Below are 14,347 nucleotides of genomic sequence, written 5' to 3' on the forward strand. Positions count from 1 at the left end.
ATTAATTTATAATGTCTCCATTTTCTTTAAATTCAACATCCATATTTTTTCCTTTTTTCTTGAACTCTACGTCATAAAAGACTCCTTTAGAGTGGTGTTCTACTTTCTCAACTTCTGTAATATCTTCACTTCCGTAATCTGCTTTGATTATATCTCGTATGGCTTTAGGTAAGTCTTTGACATCTATACTAGTTTCTGTTTCAATCCAATTTCCGTTATGAGAAAAATCGGCTCTATATTTTACACCATCAACTTTGAAATTTGATTCGTAATTACCATTGTCATCTTTATGCCAATCTGGATCATCTTCTCCTGGATACATTTTTTGAAATGTAGCTTTTACTGCATCAGGAACTTGGGCTTTGACCGTATTTTGACAGGCAAATATTGTAATTGTAAATAAGGCGATTAAAATTATATTCTTTTTCATATCTGTTTTTGTTTTGTGAAAACAAAGATATCGCTCATTAATATGTGTCGTTTGCTCATAAGCTATAAATCATAACCGTATCACTTCTTTTGAATTACGTTAAAAATATAAGTATATAAGACAAACGAACATCCTGACTCTCTGTATATTGAAATAGAAATTAGTTTAACCATTAAAACATTATAAAATGTCATTACTTACAATTATACTAAGTGTCCTTTTACCACCTGTAGCAGTATTTATGAAACATGGAGTTGGTAAAAATTTACTAATAAATATTATACTTACCATTTTAGGATGGGTTCCAGGTGTGATACATGCATTAATCGTTAACAAATAAAATAATTATTATGAAACAGATAGATAAAAAAGAAAAACTGGATTACAATCCAGAAATCACAAAAGAAGATAAGAGCATTTTAGGAGATAAAGCTGGAAATCTTAAAACAGAACTAAGTGAAGACGACATTTTAAAAAACAGAGAAAGACCAGTTGATTTTACTGGTAAGAACCTTGATGTTCCAGGTCGTACATTACCTAAAAATCGTTCTAATTCTGAATTAAAAGATGAGGAAAATCAATTATATAGTCAAGGAGGAGAATCAAATGAAAGTCTTGAACAAACGACAGAACATCTTAAATAATAAACACCAAATTGCTACGAAAAAGAAAAGACTGCTAATTTAATTTTAGCAGCCTTTTTTTATATCAAAAAATTGAAATTTAGAACATTGATTCTAGTTCTTTTCTATTTACAGATTGACCATATAATTTTTGATCAGGATCCATAATATTTGTTTTGGTTAAATCACCAATATAAACAGCATCAAATCCTATGTCTTCAATAAGTTGTTGAGTTTTATTTTTGCTATCTTCATCTTGAGCAGCAAATGGGATGGCCAATTTATCTTGATCTCTCCAAGCTCTATCTTTTAAATGTTCTGCTTTGATGGTGTTGAAGGCTTTAGCTGTTTTTGCAGTATTGAATTTCATTGCAGTATATTCCGAAGCATTTCTATTACTATCTCTAACGTCTTGTGCCATTTTACCGTCACGATCTGGATATGGATTTGTCGCGTCAATTATCACTTTATTTCCGTATTCTCCAGCATATAACTCAGATAATCTATCTATTGCCATATATGGTGTCGCTAATAGATATACATCTGCCTTGGCTTCAAAAGCTTTTTCTATACTTACTGCTTTAGAATTACCACCAGCATCTCTAACTAAATCATTAAGTTGTTCTGGGTGTCTAGAACTAAACAGCACTTCATGACCTGCTTTTGCCCAATGTTTTCCTAAATTACCTCCAATGTTTCCACTTCCTATTACTCCTATTTTCATTTTATTCTCGATTTAAATGTTAAACAAATATTTCAGAATAAAAATCATTAAAAAAAACAAGAATCGTCAACTCAAATAATCAAAGTATTAACTCAAATGATAAAATCTAGGTAAGATCAATCTATAGGTGGATGACCGTGAATTTTCTCAAAATCCTCATCAAAATTAGCACGTAGATAAGCATTTAATTTTTTGCGGTAATCATCTCGCAACCAGCTCAAAAAATTATAGGTACTTTTACTAATACATTTGGCATACATATCAATTCTTACATCAATATCTCCACCCAACTGTTTTGCCAAAGCCAAAGCATCATAGACATCTTCACTATTTTCAATGCAAATTTTAGCATGTTGTTCAATAGAACGTTCTAAGACAACCTTTGAAGATTCTCCACCAAATGTAGCATCTCTGTATACTTGTTTAACATCAAAATAAACTTCTTCAGATTTAGCAAATTCTGCACGAAGTTCTTCTGGCATTTCATGTTTAAAGTCCCCTTCAATAGCTTCATCATCCTTAAGTCTATCCATGAAATAATTTGGCGATCTAAAAATCGTCTGCCAATCTAAATCTGCTCCCCAAGGACCAAATCTGTAATTATTATTTCCTAAATCTATAACTGTGAATTTAGATTTGTTATTTAAGATTCTTGAACCTCTACCAATCATTTGGTAATATAATGTGAGTGATTTTGTGGCTCTATTTAAAATAATCGTATCAATAGTTGGTTCATCAAAACCTGTAGTCAAAATACTAACAGACGTTAAAATAGCATCTGGAGTCTCTTTAAACCATTTTAATATTTGCTTACGCTGCTTTTTAGTTGCTGTATTATCAAGGTGCATAATTGGCAAGCCAGCTTCTCTAAAGGTATGATACACCATAATTGAGGTGTTAATACCATTATTGAAAATCAAGGCTTTTTTTCCATTTGAATGCTTTTTATAAGCCTCCAATAATTTATCCAACATTGCTGGACTTGAGTATAAATCTTCAGAAGATTTAACAGTATAATCACCATTACTTCCAATCTCTAGGGACGTTAATCCCATATCATATTGATACACTTCTGCTCTAGCCAAAAACTCATTCTCAATTAAAGACTCTATAGTTTCACCAGCAATAAGTTCGCTATAATTACCTTTCATTGGTAAATCTTTATTGGAACTCAAAGGTGTCGCTGTAACTCCTAAAATAAAAGAGTTTTCAAAAAACTTAAATAATTTGGTAAATGAGTTGTAATGCGCTTCATCAATAATCACTAAACCTACGTCCGATATATCAAGGATACCATCATTAAGACGATTGTTTAATGTTTCAACCATCGCAACATAGCAACTATAATTTTCTTGATCATCAAGATTAGCTTTACTATCAACGACTTTATTGGTCACTCCAAAACTTGTAAGCATCACAGACGTTTGTTTGCACAATTCAACTCTATGCGTCATTACTAACACTTTTTTCTTGTGTGTTTTTAAGTACTGACGAACCATTTCAGAAAAAATTACCGTTTTCCCTCCTCCTGTTGGAAGCTGATAAAGCAAGTGGTAATCATCAGGTGCAGTCTCAAATTTTTCAAAAATTTGATTTATTGCTCCTTTTTGATAACTATATAATTCTTTATCGGTTTTTTTATCTTGAAGTGCTAAATTATTTTGGCTCATACTGTGTTTTAAGAATTGCAAAATTAAAACCTTTATCAGTGTTTATCGAATATTTTACAAAATATTCTCAAAGATTATTAAGAACCAAAAGCTATATAAAAAGCGAACTCCTTGGTGACCATACCAAGGAGTTCTAGTTTGTGTAATACCTAAACAAGTATTGCTACTCATTTAAGTGGCTGCGAAAGTACGTTTATTAATTGAATACAATCACAGATTTTATAATATTATTTTAAAATGTCAATTGTTTAAACTTAATGTCTAAATCTTTCTGGATTTTTTGAATCTCTTTCTCTTCTCCAGAAATTATAAGTGCAATAGATTCTCCTGTTTTTCCTGCTCTAGCAGTTCTTCCGCTTCTATGCGTATAATATTCTAATTGATCTGGCAATTGATGATGAATTATAAATGCCAGATTATTAACATCAATTCCCCTTGCAGAAACATCTGTTGAAATCAAATATTGAAGCGAGCCATTCTTAAAAGCTCTCATCACCTTGTCACGCTCTTTTTGCTGCATATCACCTTGAAGTGCATCGACAGAAAACCCTTCAGCTTTCAAGGTCTCTGTTAATTGAACAGTTCCTGCTTTTGTTCTACAAAATATAATACCTCTATCATCGTCATACTTGTCTAATAAACGAGCTATTATATTTGTTTTTTCTTTGATTGATGTTACAATATAATTATGACTAATATTAGCATTCACTAAGCTGTTTTTATCAATTTCAACACGAACAGCATCTGGTGACATGTACGTTTTTACCATACTTTGGATTTCTTCAGGCATCGTCGCAGAAAACAACCATGTATGTCTAGATCCCTTTGTATATGCTAAGATTTTATTCAAATCTTGTTTAAAACCCATGCTCAACATTTCATCAGCTTCATCCAAAACCAACGTATTGATATTTTTGATATCTATTTCACCACGCTCTATAAAATCAAGTAAACGTCCAGGAGTAGCCACAATAATATGAGTTGTTCGTTGTAAACGCTTTAATTGAATATCCATTTTTTCACCACCATAAACTCCTTCAGCAAAAATTTTATGATCACTATATTTAGTAAACTTAAAAAGTTGCTTTTGTATTTGCTGAACTAATTCTCGCGTTGGTGCTAAAATTAAAGCTTGAATGTGATCTTTTTTAGGGTTGATATTCTGTAATATTGGTAATCCAAAAGCAGCAGTTTTTCCAGTTCCTGTCTGTGCTAATCCAATAAAATCTTTATTGTTTTTTAATAATAAAGGTATCGCCTCTTCTTGTATTTGAGATGGCGTTTTTATATTGAGTTCCTTTAATCCTTTGATAAGATTTTTAGAAATCCCTAATTCGAAAAATGTAGTTTCCATAGTCAATTGTAATTGACTGCAAAGGTATTGTTATTATTCGTAATTTCGATTTTATATGAACTTTAGTCAGCAACATCTCCAAGCATTATATCAAGCCTATTGTAAAACACATTTACTTTGGCAAAATGCTGATGTCAACAATCTTAAGCAATTAGAAATCCCTAATGATTATGATTTGCTTTTTCTTCGGAAATTGGAGCGACGACTCCGTTTGGGTCAATTAGCAGAACAATTTGTCTTCAATCAACTAGAAACTTGTCAAACAACAAAAATACTGGCAGAAAACATCCAAATTCAAAAAAACAAACAGACTTTAGGAGAATTGGATACCTTATTAGTTGTAGATAAACAACCTATACATCTAGAAATTATCTATAAATTTTATGTCTATGATGACCGGTTAGGTGATTTAGAAATTGAAAAATGGATTGGACCAAACCGAAAAGATAGCCTCATAGAAAAACTAAATAAGCTTCAAGAAAAGCAGTTACCTCTACTCTATTCTCAAGATTGCAAATCACATTTAAAACTATTAGAATTAGATCATTACAGCTTTAATCAAAATGTTTTGTTTAAGTCACAACTCTTTGTGCCTTATCAGGATAAGGTAGATTTTAAATTAATAAATAAAGATTGTGTCTGCGGATTTTACATCAACATATCGCAGTTAGAAACATTCCAAAATCATCATTTCTACATTCCGTCAAAGTTGGATTGGTTTTTAGAGCCTCATGAAAAAATTGATTGGTTGGAGTTTTCAAATTTCCGAAGTGAATCTAAAGCATTTCTAGACAACAATCAGTCACCATTATTTTGGTTAAAAAATGAGACTGGTGAATTGTCTAAAGGCTTTTTGGTTTGGTGGTAGTTTTTTAAGTCAGTAAAAAAATGATTACAGTTAAATATTAATAGTCATTCAGACTAAATTTGCCATAGTTAACATCAACTCTAATGAAAACATTAGCAATTATCGGTGCTGGTCCCAGAGGATTATTCGCATTAGAAAATTTACTTTATAATTTGTCTGCTTCAAAAAAGGAGTTGCAAATTTTGGTTTTTGATCCTTCCAAATTTCCTGGAGCTGGACCTGTTTGGTATTTGGAACAAGCAGATTCTAATTGGACAAATATCACAGAGCGTGCGCTTATTGGTTTAAAAGGAAGAACTGAGATTGACTATCTTGATCTTAAAATCCCAGCCTTTCCATCCTACCATGAATGGGCAAATTATAAACAAGAAGACACTGAACCAGACACCTTTCCTCCTAGACATAAAATCGGACAATATCTCAATGAGAGATTTGAATCGTTGCATACTATTTTAAAATCTAGTCCTAACTTTAAATTCGTTGAATCAAAAGTCGTTTCATTAGAATTCACCAATGATAAACTGATAGTAAAAACTCAAAATGAATCTTATATATGTAATGAAACTTTACTCACAATTGGACACCAACCTACGAAGCAATCTCAACAATTAAAGTCGTGGCATGAACATGCAAATACAAATAATGGATTATTGGTTTTTGACGAACCTTATCCAGTTTCAAAATTTGATAACCTTAAAAATCAAACGAATAGAACCATTGGATTGAGAGGATTTGGATTGGCAATGATTGATGTGATGCGAGCTTTAGTTATTAATAACTTCGGAAATTTTAAAATTATAGATCCTTCAACTTTTGAATCTATTTATTATAAATCAAAAACTCAGAATTTAAAACTAATTCCCTTTTCTCTTGATGGCTTACCATTAATTCCGAAGCCATTAAACCCTGAAATTGATGCTTGGTTTCAACCTACAGAAGATGAAATATCATTTTTTAAATCTGAAATAGAGACATATGCTCAAGGTAATAAACAAGCAGATTCTATCGATTTTCTTATAAAACCTATAGCTAAAATCATCTCAAGAATTTATGAAGATTTAGGTTCAAAAGCGATGCCTCATAATTTAGACTCACATCAATTAGAGGCCATTGTTTTGGCTTGGTTAAAAAATCAAGATTATAAAAATACACTTATTCAAGATAAAACAATTGCTGTTTATGATCTCATTAAATCATACATAAACATGGCTTTAGGTGAACAATCTATTAGTCTCGATTTTTGTATCGGACAAGTTTGGAGACATTGTCAACCTACATTATACACATCATTTTCACATTCAAATTTAGATGATGAACTCATTGAAGAGGTAATTGCTTTAGATGAAAGTACAAAGTGCTATTCTTATGGACCACCAATTGAAAGTATGCAACAAGTTCTTGCTCTTGTTGATGCAGATGTTTTGTCATTAGATTTTACAAATGATCCAGATATTGAATTTATAAATGAAGGTTGGAAATTAAAAAACAATAAAGGTGAAAATATAACGACCTCAGTAATGATCAATTCGGTCTTAGATTCACCAAAGTTATTAGAAGTTAGTTCTTCAATTATTGAAAATTTGATTGCAGATGATTTGATCCAACCTATTCATACAAAATTAGGAATTGAAACAAAAAAGAATGGTATTGTTATTTCTTCGGAAATTGAAAAACAAATACCAATCGCTGTTTTAGGACGCTTAGCAAAAGGAAGTGTTATTGGTGTTGACGCTATTTTAGAATGTTTTGGTAACCGTATCAAGGATTGGGCAAAATCATTTGTAGAGCGACTAGATTAATCTGGTTGTTTCTCGCTTAAATATTTCCAATAACGCTTTGGTACATGACGAATGTGGAGTTTCGTATTTTTTCTAGATTCTATATTGGTACTTTTAAAATAGTCTTTCCATAATCTTTGAAACTCGAACTCTTGCTTAGCAAAGTAATCACTATCCGTTTTTGTGAAATCAAAAAGTTGAGGAAAATCCATATTGATAATTTCAACTTTTTCTAAATCATAGAACAAACCATAATGTCTTTTAATATCATAAATCATCCATTTTTGATCAGCATAACGTCGCTCAAAATGTTTAGATATTAGTGGAAGCACATTAAAATCTGGTTCTATACTAGCAAAATAGATATCATCTTTTGTTAATCTAAACCTTACAAATGCTTCCATGCGATGTTTTTCTCGACCTACCATTTTTGCTGTTTGTGCAATTTTTAATACTGAAGGATGAGAAAAATCTTTATCTATTTTTTTATCGGATTTAGAAAATGCATATCTCATATAATCAAGCAATATGTTTTCTACACCAGCTTGTTCACTCAAAAAAGTATAATAGAGTTGGAAACTTCCTGTAGACGAGAGTTTTGATTTAAGTCCTGTCCAAACTCGATTGGCTTTTTCATTTTCCGTTGTAATTATGATATCTTCAGAAAACAGGCCATTTTGCACAACAAATTCATTTACAATGCTCACAGCATTTAACTTGTGTTCAAATACATAAAATACAGCACTTAAAAAACCGTCAAAAGTTCCATCGTATATGAGTTTCTTTTCTTGCATCTATCCAAATAAACTCATTTGATTGCTTAATGTTTTTGTATACTTACTTGTAGAATTTTGAAGAATCAAACCTTTAATTTTTTCCGCAGAAAGATCCCGTCTTTCAAATTGATTACTATCGCAAATCATGAAATATTGAGCTCTGTTTAAAGCGATTCCTATCTTTTTGAGATGGTCCCAATTCAATCTTCTAAAACGTCGTGCATTTATTATTTTGTAAACAGATTTCATTCCCAAACCAGGAATTCTAGCCAGCATTCTTTTATCTGCTGTATTGACATCTACAGGAAACTCATGTAAATTACGTAAAGCCCAACTTAACTTAGGATCAATATCTAAATCAAGATTTTGATGCTTTGCATTTAATATCTCGCTCACATCAAATCCATAAAAACGCATCAGCCAATCGGTTTGATATAATCGATTTTCACGAAGCATTGGGACTTCACTCCCAATTTTAGGCAATCTGTCATCATAACTAATTGGTACATAACCAGAATAATAGACGCGTTTTAAATTAAAGGATTTATAAAAGTAATTTGAGGTTTGCATAATTTGAAAATCATTTTCTCCACTAGCTCCAATAATCATTTGCGTGCTTTGTCCTGCAGGCGCATATTTAGGCGTACTTTTTATAAGTTTCTTTTCTGCTTTGTATTGAATGATTTCATTTTTAACCTTTACCATAGGTTTGATAAAGTCTGCTCTATTTTTATCTGGAGCTAATTTTTTAAGTCCAGCTTCTGTAGGTATTTCTATATTTACACTTAATCGATCTGCATACAAACCTGCTTCTCTCATTAATTCATCTGAAGCTCCTGGAATTGATTTTAAATGAATATAGCCATTAAAGTTTTCTTCAAGCCTCAATTTCTTAGCCACTGCAACTAAACATTCCATAGTATAATCTGCACTTTTAAAAATCCCGGAACTCAAAAATAAGCCTTCAATATAATTGCGTCTATAAAAATTGATTGTCAAATCAACAACTTCTTGAACTTTAAATGCAGCTCTCTTAATGTCATTACTTTTTCGAGTGACACAATACGCACAATCAAAAATGCAATAATTAGTAAGTAGAATCTTTAAAAGTGAAACACAACGACCATCCTCAGTGTATGAATGACAAATTCCCATTCCTGTAGAATCACCTAAACCTTTGTTCTTGTTAGCTCGATTGCTGCCACTTGAAGAGCAAGAGACATCGTATTTTGCTGCATCTGCTAGAATCTTTAATTTTTCTTGTGTACGTTCAAATGACATCAGTAGAATTATTTAGAAGGTAAATATCGTAATTATTTACACATTGTACTAATAATTTTCAAACATATGTTGTAAATTTTGATATTATATGATATGCGTTAATAATTGTATTAAAATTTGTAATGATTAACTTAAAATTTAATTAAAATGAACTTCGATGAAATTAATCATACAAATTCTAATTTTTATTTCTAGCCTATTTATGAGTTCACAGCACATTATACCAGATTCAATTCATAACGAAGTAACAACTGCTTTATCCTACTATCCGGAATTGGATAGTATTAATATTGAATTTAGGTTTAAGAAGAATATAAAAAAATCTACGATGCAGGCTCGACCTCGATTTGGAAGTTTCTTCCGAAGCAAAAAAAATCGTAAATATGTTATTTTAATTAGTGAGACTTTTAAAATTTCGGATACTACATTTAAAACACGAGATATCCCATTTGATATTTTTACAGGATGGATTGGACATGAATTGGGACACATTATGGATTACCAAGACAGAAGTAAATTGAATCTCATTTGGTTTGGTATAAAATATGTACTGTCAGACAACCACATTGTTGAAGCAGAACGTGCTGCAGATGGTTTTGCAGTTTCTCATGGTATGGAAGACTACATCCTGAAGACTAAAGATTTTATTCTTAATCATGCCAACATCACAACGTCTTACAAGGATAGAATTAAGAAGTATTATCTATCACCTGAAGAAATTATGGAACTCGTTAAAACTCGTGATTTAGAAATAGTTGAAGATTAGTTCTCCGACACAAAAGTTTCCCAATCTGCAAATTTTTCTTCTCCCATAACACGTTCCATTTTTACTTGTCCACCTTTTTTCTTGTTATTAGCATTCCAGTCATAAAAAGTATCTGGAGAAATTAATTTAACCACTACACCATGCAAAGCTTTACTTCTTGCTACTTTATAGTTCTTGTTAGCTTCCTGTAAGCTTTTATCTAATGCTTGAGCTACTTGTTCGTTATTTTTTCTCTCTAATTCTGTTCCCAAATACCAATAGTGATAAAATTCTCCATCCTCTCCTCTTTTAGCACAGATTGTATACTCTGTTATTGTGGTATCAAACTGTTTTTCCAAATCTCTCATTGCAGTATCCATTTTATTTACAGATAATTGAGAACCAACCGTATTTAAAAAGAATTTAGTACGACCTGTAATTTTTATCTCAGCACGTTGTATATCAGTAAACTCAATAGTATCACCTATCAAATATCTCCAAGCACCACTTACTGTACTTATAATTAAAGCATAATCTTGATCCAATTCAACTTCACTTAATGTTAGCGCTGGAGCATCATTAGTTAAAGACCCGTCTTCATTAATATACTCTGGTTTAAATGGTACAAATTCAAAATAAATTCCGTTATCTGTGTTAAGTTGCATAGCATCTGTTTCTGGACGAACTTGAGTAGCTATATAGCCTTCGGAAGCTAAATAGGTATCAATTACAGTCACTGGCTTTCCCATTAACGATTGAAAACTTTTTTCATAAGGACCAAAAGCCACTCCTCCAGATGTAAATACTTGAAGATTTGGCCAAATTTCATGAATATTATTGAGTTTGTGATGTTCTATAACTTTTTGAAGCATGAGCTCAATCCATGATGGAATTCCACTCAAAGCACCAATATCCCAATCTTCAGCGCGTTCTGCAATACGTTGAACACGATCATCCCAATCATCAATTTTAGCAATCTCTTCTCCTGGCTTATAATAACTTCTAAACCACGTTGGGATATTGCTTGCTGTAATTCCGCTAATTTCGCCTTCCAGATGATCGTCTTTTTCGTCTAAATCTGTCGAGCTTCCTAGCATCATCATTTCTTTTTCGAAAAAATCGGCAGGTAAATCAAAGTTTTTAAGTGCAAAGACTTGTTTGATTCCTGCTTGACGAATAGCATCAATCATATCATCTGTAACAGGAATACGTTTACTCGTTTTACCAGTAGTTCCAGAGCTTAATGCAAAGTAAGATGGGTTTCCTGGCCAAGTCACATCACTTTCTCCTTCATGAAGTTTATGCCACCAATCGTCATTCATTTTATTGTAATCAAAGAAGGGTAATCTATCAGCAAATTGCTTAGCTGGATTATCTGAATCTAAAATGTCCTGAAACTTATAATGTGATCCAAACTGTGTGTTTTTTGCTTTTTCTAGCAATTGTTTTAATACATCTTGCTGAGCTTCTCCGTGGATGATTTCCGAAGAAAATGTATCCTTTAAATTAATTATGCCTTTAATAATGTTTCCTAAAATTGCCATATTATATTCTTAATTCTCCTTAATTATTAGTCACTTTTTTCTCTCCAGTGATGGATTCTTTGTCCATTAAATTTTAAAATAAATAATTTTACTTTTAATAAATCGAAGATATGCAATGAGAATTACCATTTGTAATCCAAAAGCAAAAACAATTAACACAATTACGTTTATTATACAAATTCACAAAATTAAATAAGTAACTTGAAACATAAACTAACTACAATCTTGAAAAATCTTAAACTCAAAAATTTTCTAACCATTTTTGGAATGGTTGCCATAGTTTTAACATTAATGCCATTTATTGCATTTGACTTTTGGTGGATTAGGATGTTTGACTTTCCACATTTGCAACTTACTTTTCTAACATTTGCAGCAATTTTATTCTACATAATTAGATTTGATTTTAAAGCTTGGAGAGATTACTTTTTTATAAGCATCTTAATTGGTTGTTCTATTTTTCAACTGACTAAAATTTTTCCATATACAAAATTTGCAGATTTTGAAGTCTTAGATTCTCAAAAAAATGACCCTGGATTTAGCTTGTTTACATCAAATGTTCTTCAGAAAAATGAGAAGCATGATCTTTTAAAATCAATGTCTAAAACTTTAGATGCAGATATAATGCTTTTTACCGAAACTAATGTGAAATGGATGAATGCTATCAAAAAAGACTTGAATTCATCGTATATTAATGAAGTTGAAGTGCCGAAATCTAATACCTACGGAATGTTGTTGTATTCTAAACTGGAATTATTTGATACAGAAATAAAATACTTGGTCAGCGATAGTATCCCATCTATTCACACAAAATTTAAGTTGGCTTCAAATGATACGATTCAATTATATGCTATCCATCCAACACCTCCAATGCCTCAAGAGAATCCTTTATCTACAGATAGAGATGCAGAAATGATGATGATTGCAAAACTAGCCTTAGATTCTAAATATCCTGTAATTGTTATTGGAGATTTCAATGATGTTGCTTGGTCTGAGACATCAAAATTATTTCAAAAAGTTAGTAGATTACTTGATATACGAAAAGGACGAGGTTTGTACAATACCTATAATGCAGATAGTTATTTGATGCGTTGGCCTTTAGATCATATATTTATTTCTAGTGATTTTAAACTGAAAACAGTAGAGCTTTGTGAAGATATAAATTCTGATCATTTTCCGCTTTATACAGAATTGAGTTTTGAGCCAGAAGATCGTAAACTCCAGCAACGACCTAATCCTACAGCTGATGAATTGAAAAGAGCAGAAGATCAAATAGAAAAATTTAAGGAAGCACAATTAAAAACATAGTATTATGAAAGAATGGTTTACAATATCTTCGGAAAGTTTAATAGCAATTATACTTACAGCAATTGGAATATACATTGCGCTAGTCATTATGACACGTATTAGCGGAAAGCGTAGTTTTTCTAAAATGTCGAGTTTTGATTTTGCAATAACTGTTGCCATTGGGTCAATTTTAGCAACTGCAATTGTATCAAAATCGGTCTCACTACAACAAGGTATTATTGGATTGCTAAGTATTTATGTCATTCAAATATTTGTTGCTTATGCCAGACGATGGGATTTTATTCAAAACCTTATGGATAATAAACCAACGTTATTAATGAAAGATGGAGAAGTTATTGAAGATAATCTTAAAAAGTGTCATGTCACAGCATCAGATTTAAAAGCAAAATTAAGAGAAGCCAATGTGATTCAATTATCTGAAGTTAAAGCTGTTATTTTTGAATCCACTGGAGATATTTCTGTATTACATGGTTCCAGCGATAAGAATATTGATGATTGGATTATGGATTTTTAAATTTGTTTTGAGTTACATTATATATTAAATGCAGTAATTTATAACCTTTTTGCGTTGTTACTTTATTCTCAACTACAAACTATGAACTTTTTTACTTGTTTACTTTTAGGATTTGTTGTAGCTGCTTCTGGCAGTATAACGCCTAGTTATTTAAATATGACTGTTGTTAAGTTTAGTTTAAAAAGTGGAAAAAAATCTGCATTTTATTTAATTGGAGGTTTTGCCACAGTGTTGTTTTTTCAGGCAAACATTGGTACTTATCTATCGAGTGTTTTGATGGAAAACTCTGAATACATTACGACTATTCAAAAAGTAGGAACAGGAATTCTTATCTTATTATCCATCAATTTTTTTAGATTACATTTTACTTCAAAAAAACAATTAAAGAAAATAGAAATCAAAAAATCTAAAGCCTATTTACATGGTTTAGGTCTATCACTGTTGAATACAATTGCTATTCCGTTTTACTTTACAACTATTTCTTTTTTAATTGGTCTAGATTATTTTGAATACTCGCTACTAAATAGTTTTTATTTTTCTATTGGCTCAACTATTGGCTCATTTACGTTATATGGATTATATGCTACGGTTGCTACCAAAATAGAACACAAACTGACATTTGTAGCAAATAAAATGAATTTTATTATAGGTTGTTTAACTGGAATTGTTGGGATTGGTAATTTGATTTATTTGCTATAAATGAATGGGTTATAAGTTTTAATAATTCTGCAATAG

15 protein-coding genes are annotated in these 14,347 nt (G+C 31.2%); 8 read left to right on the forward strand and 7 right to left on the reverse strand.

The window, feature by feature from the left end:
• Window position 1: 1 nt before the first annotated feature.
• Window positions 2-430, reverse strand: coding sequence for a PepSY-like domain-containing protein (locus tag IM744_RS06535; protein ID WP_194507303.1), 429 nt, complete (start codon window positions 428-430; stop codon window positions 2-4).
• A 187-nt stretch (window positions 431-617) separates the two neighbouring features.
• Here IM744_RS06535 and IM744_RS06540 point away from each other — a divergent pair, with 187 nt between their 5' ends.
• Window positions 618-770, forward strand: coding sequence for a YqaE/Pmp3 family membrane protein (locus IM744_RS06540; protein WP_194507304.1), 153 nt, complete (start codon window positions 618-620; stop codon window positions 768-770).
• 10 nt (window positions 771-780) lie between these two features.
• A complete protein-coding gene (locus IM744_RS06545; protein WP_194507305.1) occupies window positions 781-1,074 on the forward strand; it encodes a hypothetical protein in 294 nt (97 codons plus the stop codon).
• A 79-nt stretch (window positions 1,075-1,153) separates the two neighbouring features.
• Here IM744_RS06545 and IM744_RS06550 read toward each other — a convergent pair whose 3' ends face one another.
• The 3 genes from IM744_RS06550 to IM744_RS06560 all read right to left on the reverse strand — a co-directional run bounded on the left by IM744_RS06550 (window position 1,154) and on the right by IM744_RS06560 (window position 4,801).
• Entirely contained in the window at window positions 1,154-1,777 is a 624-nt protein-coding gene (locus IM744_RS06550; RefSeq protein WP_194507306.1) for an NADPH-dependent F420 reductase, read from the reverse strand.
• A gap of 116 nt (window positions 1,778-1,893) precedes the next feature.
• The gene (locus tag IM744_RS06555; protein ID WP_194507307.1) at window positions 1,894-3,447 is read right to left on the reverse strand and encodes a DEAD/DEAH box helicase; all 1,554 of its coding nucleotides are present in this window, start codon (window positions 3,445-3,447) and stop codon (window positions 1,894-1,896) included.
• 232 nt (window positions 3,448-3,679) lie between these two features.
• The gene (locus IM744_RS06560; protein WP_194507308.1) at window positions 3,680-4,801 is read right to left on the reverse strand and encodes a DEAD/DEAH box helicase; all 1,122 of its coding nucleotides are present in this window, start codon (window positions 4,799-4,801) and stop codon (window positions 3,680-3,682) included.
• Between the two features lie 55 nt (window positions 4,802-4,856).
• Between IM744_RS06560 and IM744_RS06565 the strand changes: the two genes are divergently transcribed.
• On the forward strand, window positions 4,857-5,669 hold the full coding sequence (locus IM744_RS06565) for a DUF1853 family protein (RefSeq protein WP_194507309.1): 813 nt from the start codon (window positions 4,857-4,859) through the stop codon (window positions 5,667-5,669).
• 83 nt (window positions 5,670-5,752) lie between these two features.
• Entirely contained in the window at window positions 5,753-7,468 is a 1,716-nt protein-coding gene (locus tag IM744_RS06570) for an FAD/NAD(P)-binding protein (protein ID WP_194507310.1), read from the forward strand.
• On the opposite strand, the gene IM744_RS06575 is transcribed toward IM744_RS06570, so the two are convergent.
• Window positions 7,465-8,241, reverse strand: a complete 777-nt coding sequence (locus IM744_RS06575; protein WP_194507311.1) for a TIGR03915 family putative DNA repair protein — start codon at window positions 8,239-8,241, stop codon at window positions 7,465-7,467. The genes IM744_RS06570 and IM744_RS06575 overlap by 4 nt on opposite strands.
• A complete protein-coding gene (locus IM744_RS06580; RefSeq protein WP_194507312.1) occupies window positions 8,242-9,504 on the reverse strand; it encodes a putative DNA modification/repair radical SAM protein in 1,263 nt (420 codons plus the stop codon).
• A 157-nt stretch (window positions 9,505-9,661) separates the two neighbouring features.
• Between IM744_RS06580 and IM744_RS06585 the strand changes: the two genes are divergently transcribed.
• The gene (locus tag IM744_RS06585) at window positions 9,662-10,270 is read left to right on the forward strand and encodes a hypothetical protein (RefSeq protein WP_194507313.1); all 609 of its coding nucleotides are present in this window, start codon (window positions 9,662-9,664) and stop codon (window positions 10,268-10,270) included.
• Here the strand turns inward: IM744_RS06585 and IM744_RS06590 are convergent.
• Entirely contained in the window at window positions 10,267-11,793 is a 1,527-nt protein-coding gene (locus IM744_RS06590) for a GH3 family domain-containing protein (RefSeq protein ID WP_194507314.1), read from the reverse strand. The genes IM744_RS06585 and IM744_RS06590 overlap by 4 nt on opposite strands.
• Window positions 11,794-11,994: 201 nt before the next feature.
• Here IM744_RS06590 and IM744_RS06595 point away from each other — a divergent pair, with 201 nt between their 5' ends.
• From IM744_RS06595 to IM744_RS06605, 3 genes are all read left to right on the forward strand, one after another.
• A complete protein-coding gene (locus tag IM744_RS06595) occupies window positions 11,995-13,098 on the forward strand; it encodes an endonuclease/exonuclease/phosphatase family protein (protein WP_241738293.1) in 1,104 nt (367 codons plus the stop codon).
• A gap of 4 nt (window positions 13,099-13,102) precedes the next feature.
• On the forward strand, window positions 13,103-13,612 hold the full coding sequence (locus IM744_RS06600) for a DUF421 domain-containing protein (protein WP_194507315.1): 510 nt from the start codon (window positions 13,103-13,105) through the stop codon (window positions 13,610-13,612).
• An 81-nt stretch (window positions 13,613-13,693) separates the two neighbouring features.
• Complete coding sequence (locus IM744_RS06605; RefSeq protein WP_194507316.1) at window positions 13,694-14,311, forward strand: LysE family translocator; 618 nt, start codon at window positions 13,694-13,696, stop codon at window positions 14,309-14,311.
• The last annotated feature ends 36 nt before the right edge of the window (window positions 14,312-14,347 follow it).

It is taken from the genome of Psychroserpens luteus (assembly GCF_015319355.1).
Lineage (GTDB): Bacteria > Bacteroidota > Bacteroidia > Flavobacteriales > Flavobacteriaceae > Psychroserpens > Psychroserpens luteus.

Coding starts and splice junctions, on each gene's coding strand:
- IM744_RS06535 (WP_194507303.1), bottom strand. CDS start 430: ATGAAAAAGAATATAATTTTAATCGCCTTATTTACAATTACAATATTT.
- IM744_RS06540 (WP_194507304.1), top strand. CDS start 618: ATGTCATTACTTACAATTATACTAAGTGTCCTTTTACCACCTGTAGCA.
- IM744_RS06545 (WP_194507305.1), top strand. CDS start 781: ATGAAACAGATAGATAAAAAAGAAAAACTGGATTACAATCCAGAAATC.
- IM744_RS06550 (WP_194507306.1), bottom strand. CDS start 1,777: ATGAAAATAGGAGTAATAGGAAGTGGAAACATTGGAGGTAATTTAGGA.
- IM744_RS06555 (WP_194507307.1), bottom strand. CDS start 3,447: ATGAGCCAAAATAATTTAGCACTTCAAGATAAAAAAACCGATAAAGAA.
- IM744_RS06560 (WP_194507308.1), bottom strand. CDS start 4,801: ATGGAAACTACATTTTTCGAATTAGGGATTTCTAAAAATCTTATCAAA.
- IM744_RS06565 (WP_194507309.1), top strand. CDS start 4,857: ATGAACTTTAGTCAGCAACATCTCCAAGCATTATATCAAGCCTATTGT.
- IM744_RS06570 (WP_194507310.1), top strand. CDS start 5,753: ATGAAAACATTAGCAATTATCGGTGCTGGTCCCAGAGGATTATTCGCA.
- IM744_RS06575 (WP_194507311.1), bottom strand. CDS start 8,241: ATGCAAGAAAAGAAACTCATATACGATGGAACTTTTGACGGTTTTTTA.
- IM744_RS06580 (WP_194507312.1), bottom strand. CDS start 9,504: ATGTCATTTGAACGTACACAAGAAAAATTAAAGATTCTAGCAGATGCA.
- IM744_RS06585 (WP_194507313.1), top strand. CDS start 9,662: ATGAAATTAATCATACAAATTCTAATTTTTATTTCTAGCCTATTTATG.
- IM744_RS06590 (WP_194507314.1), bottom strand. CDS start 11,793: ATGGCAATTTTAGGAAACATTATTAAAGGCATAATTAATTTAAAGGAT.
- IM744_RS06600 (WP_194507315.1), top strand. CDS start 13,103: ATGAAAGAATGGTTTACAATATCTTCGGAAAGTTTAATAGCAATTATA.
- IM744_RS06605 (WP_194507316.1), top strand. CDS start 13,694: ATGAACTTTTTTACTTGTTTACTTTTAGGATTTGTTGTAGCTGCTTCT.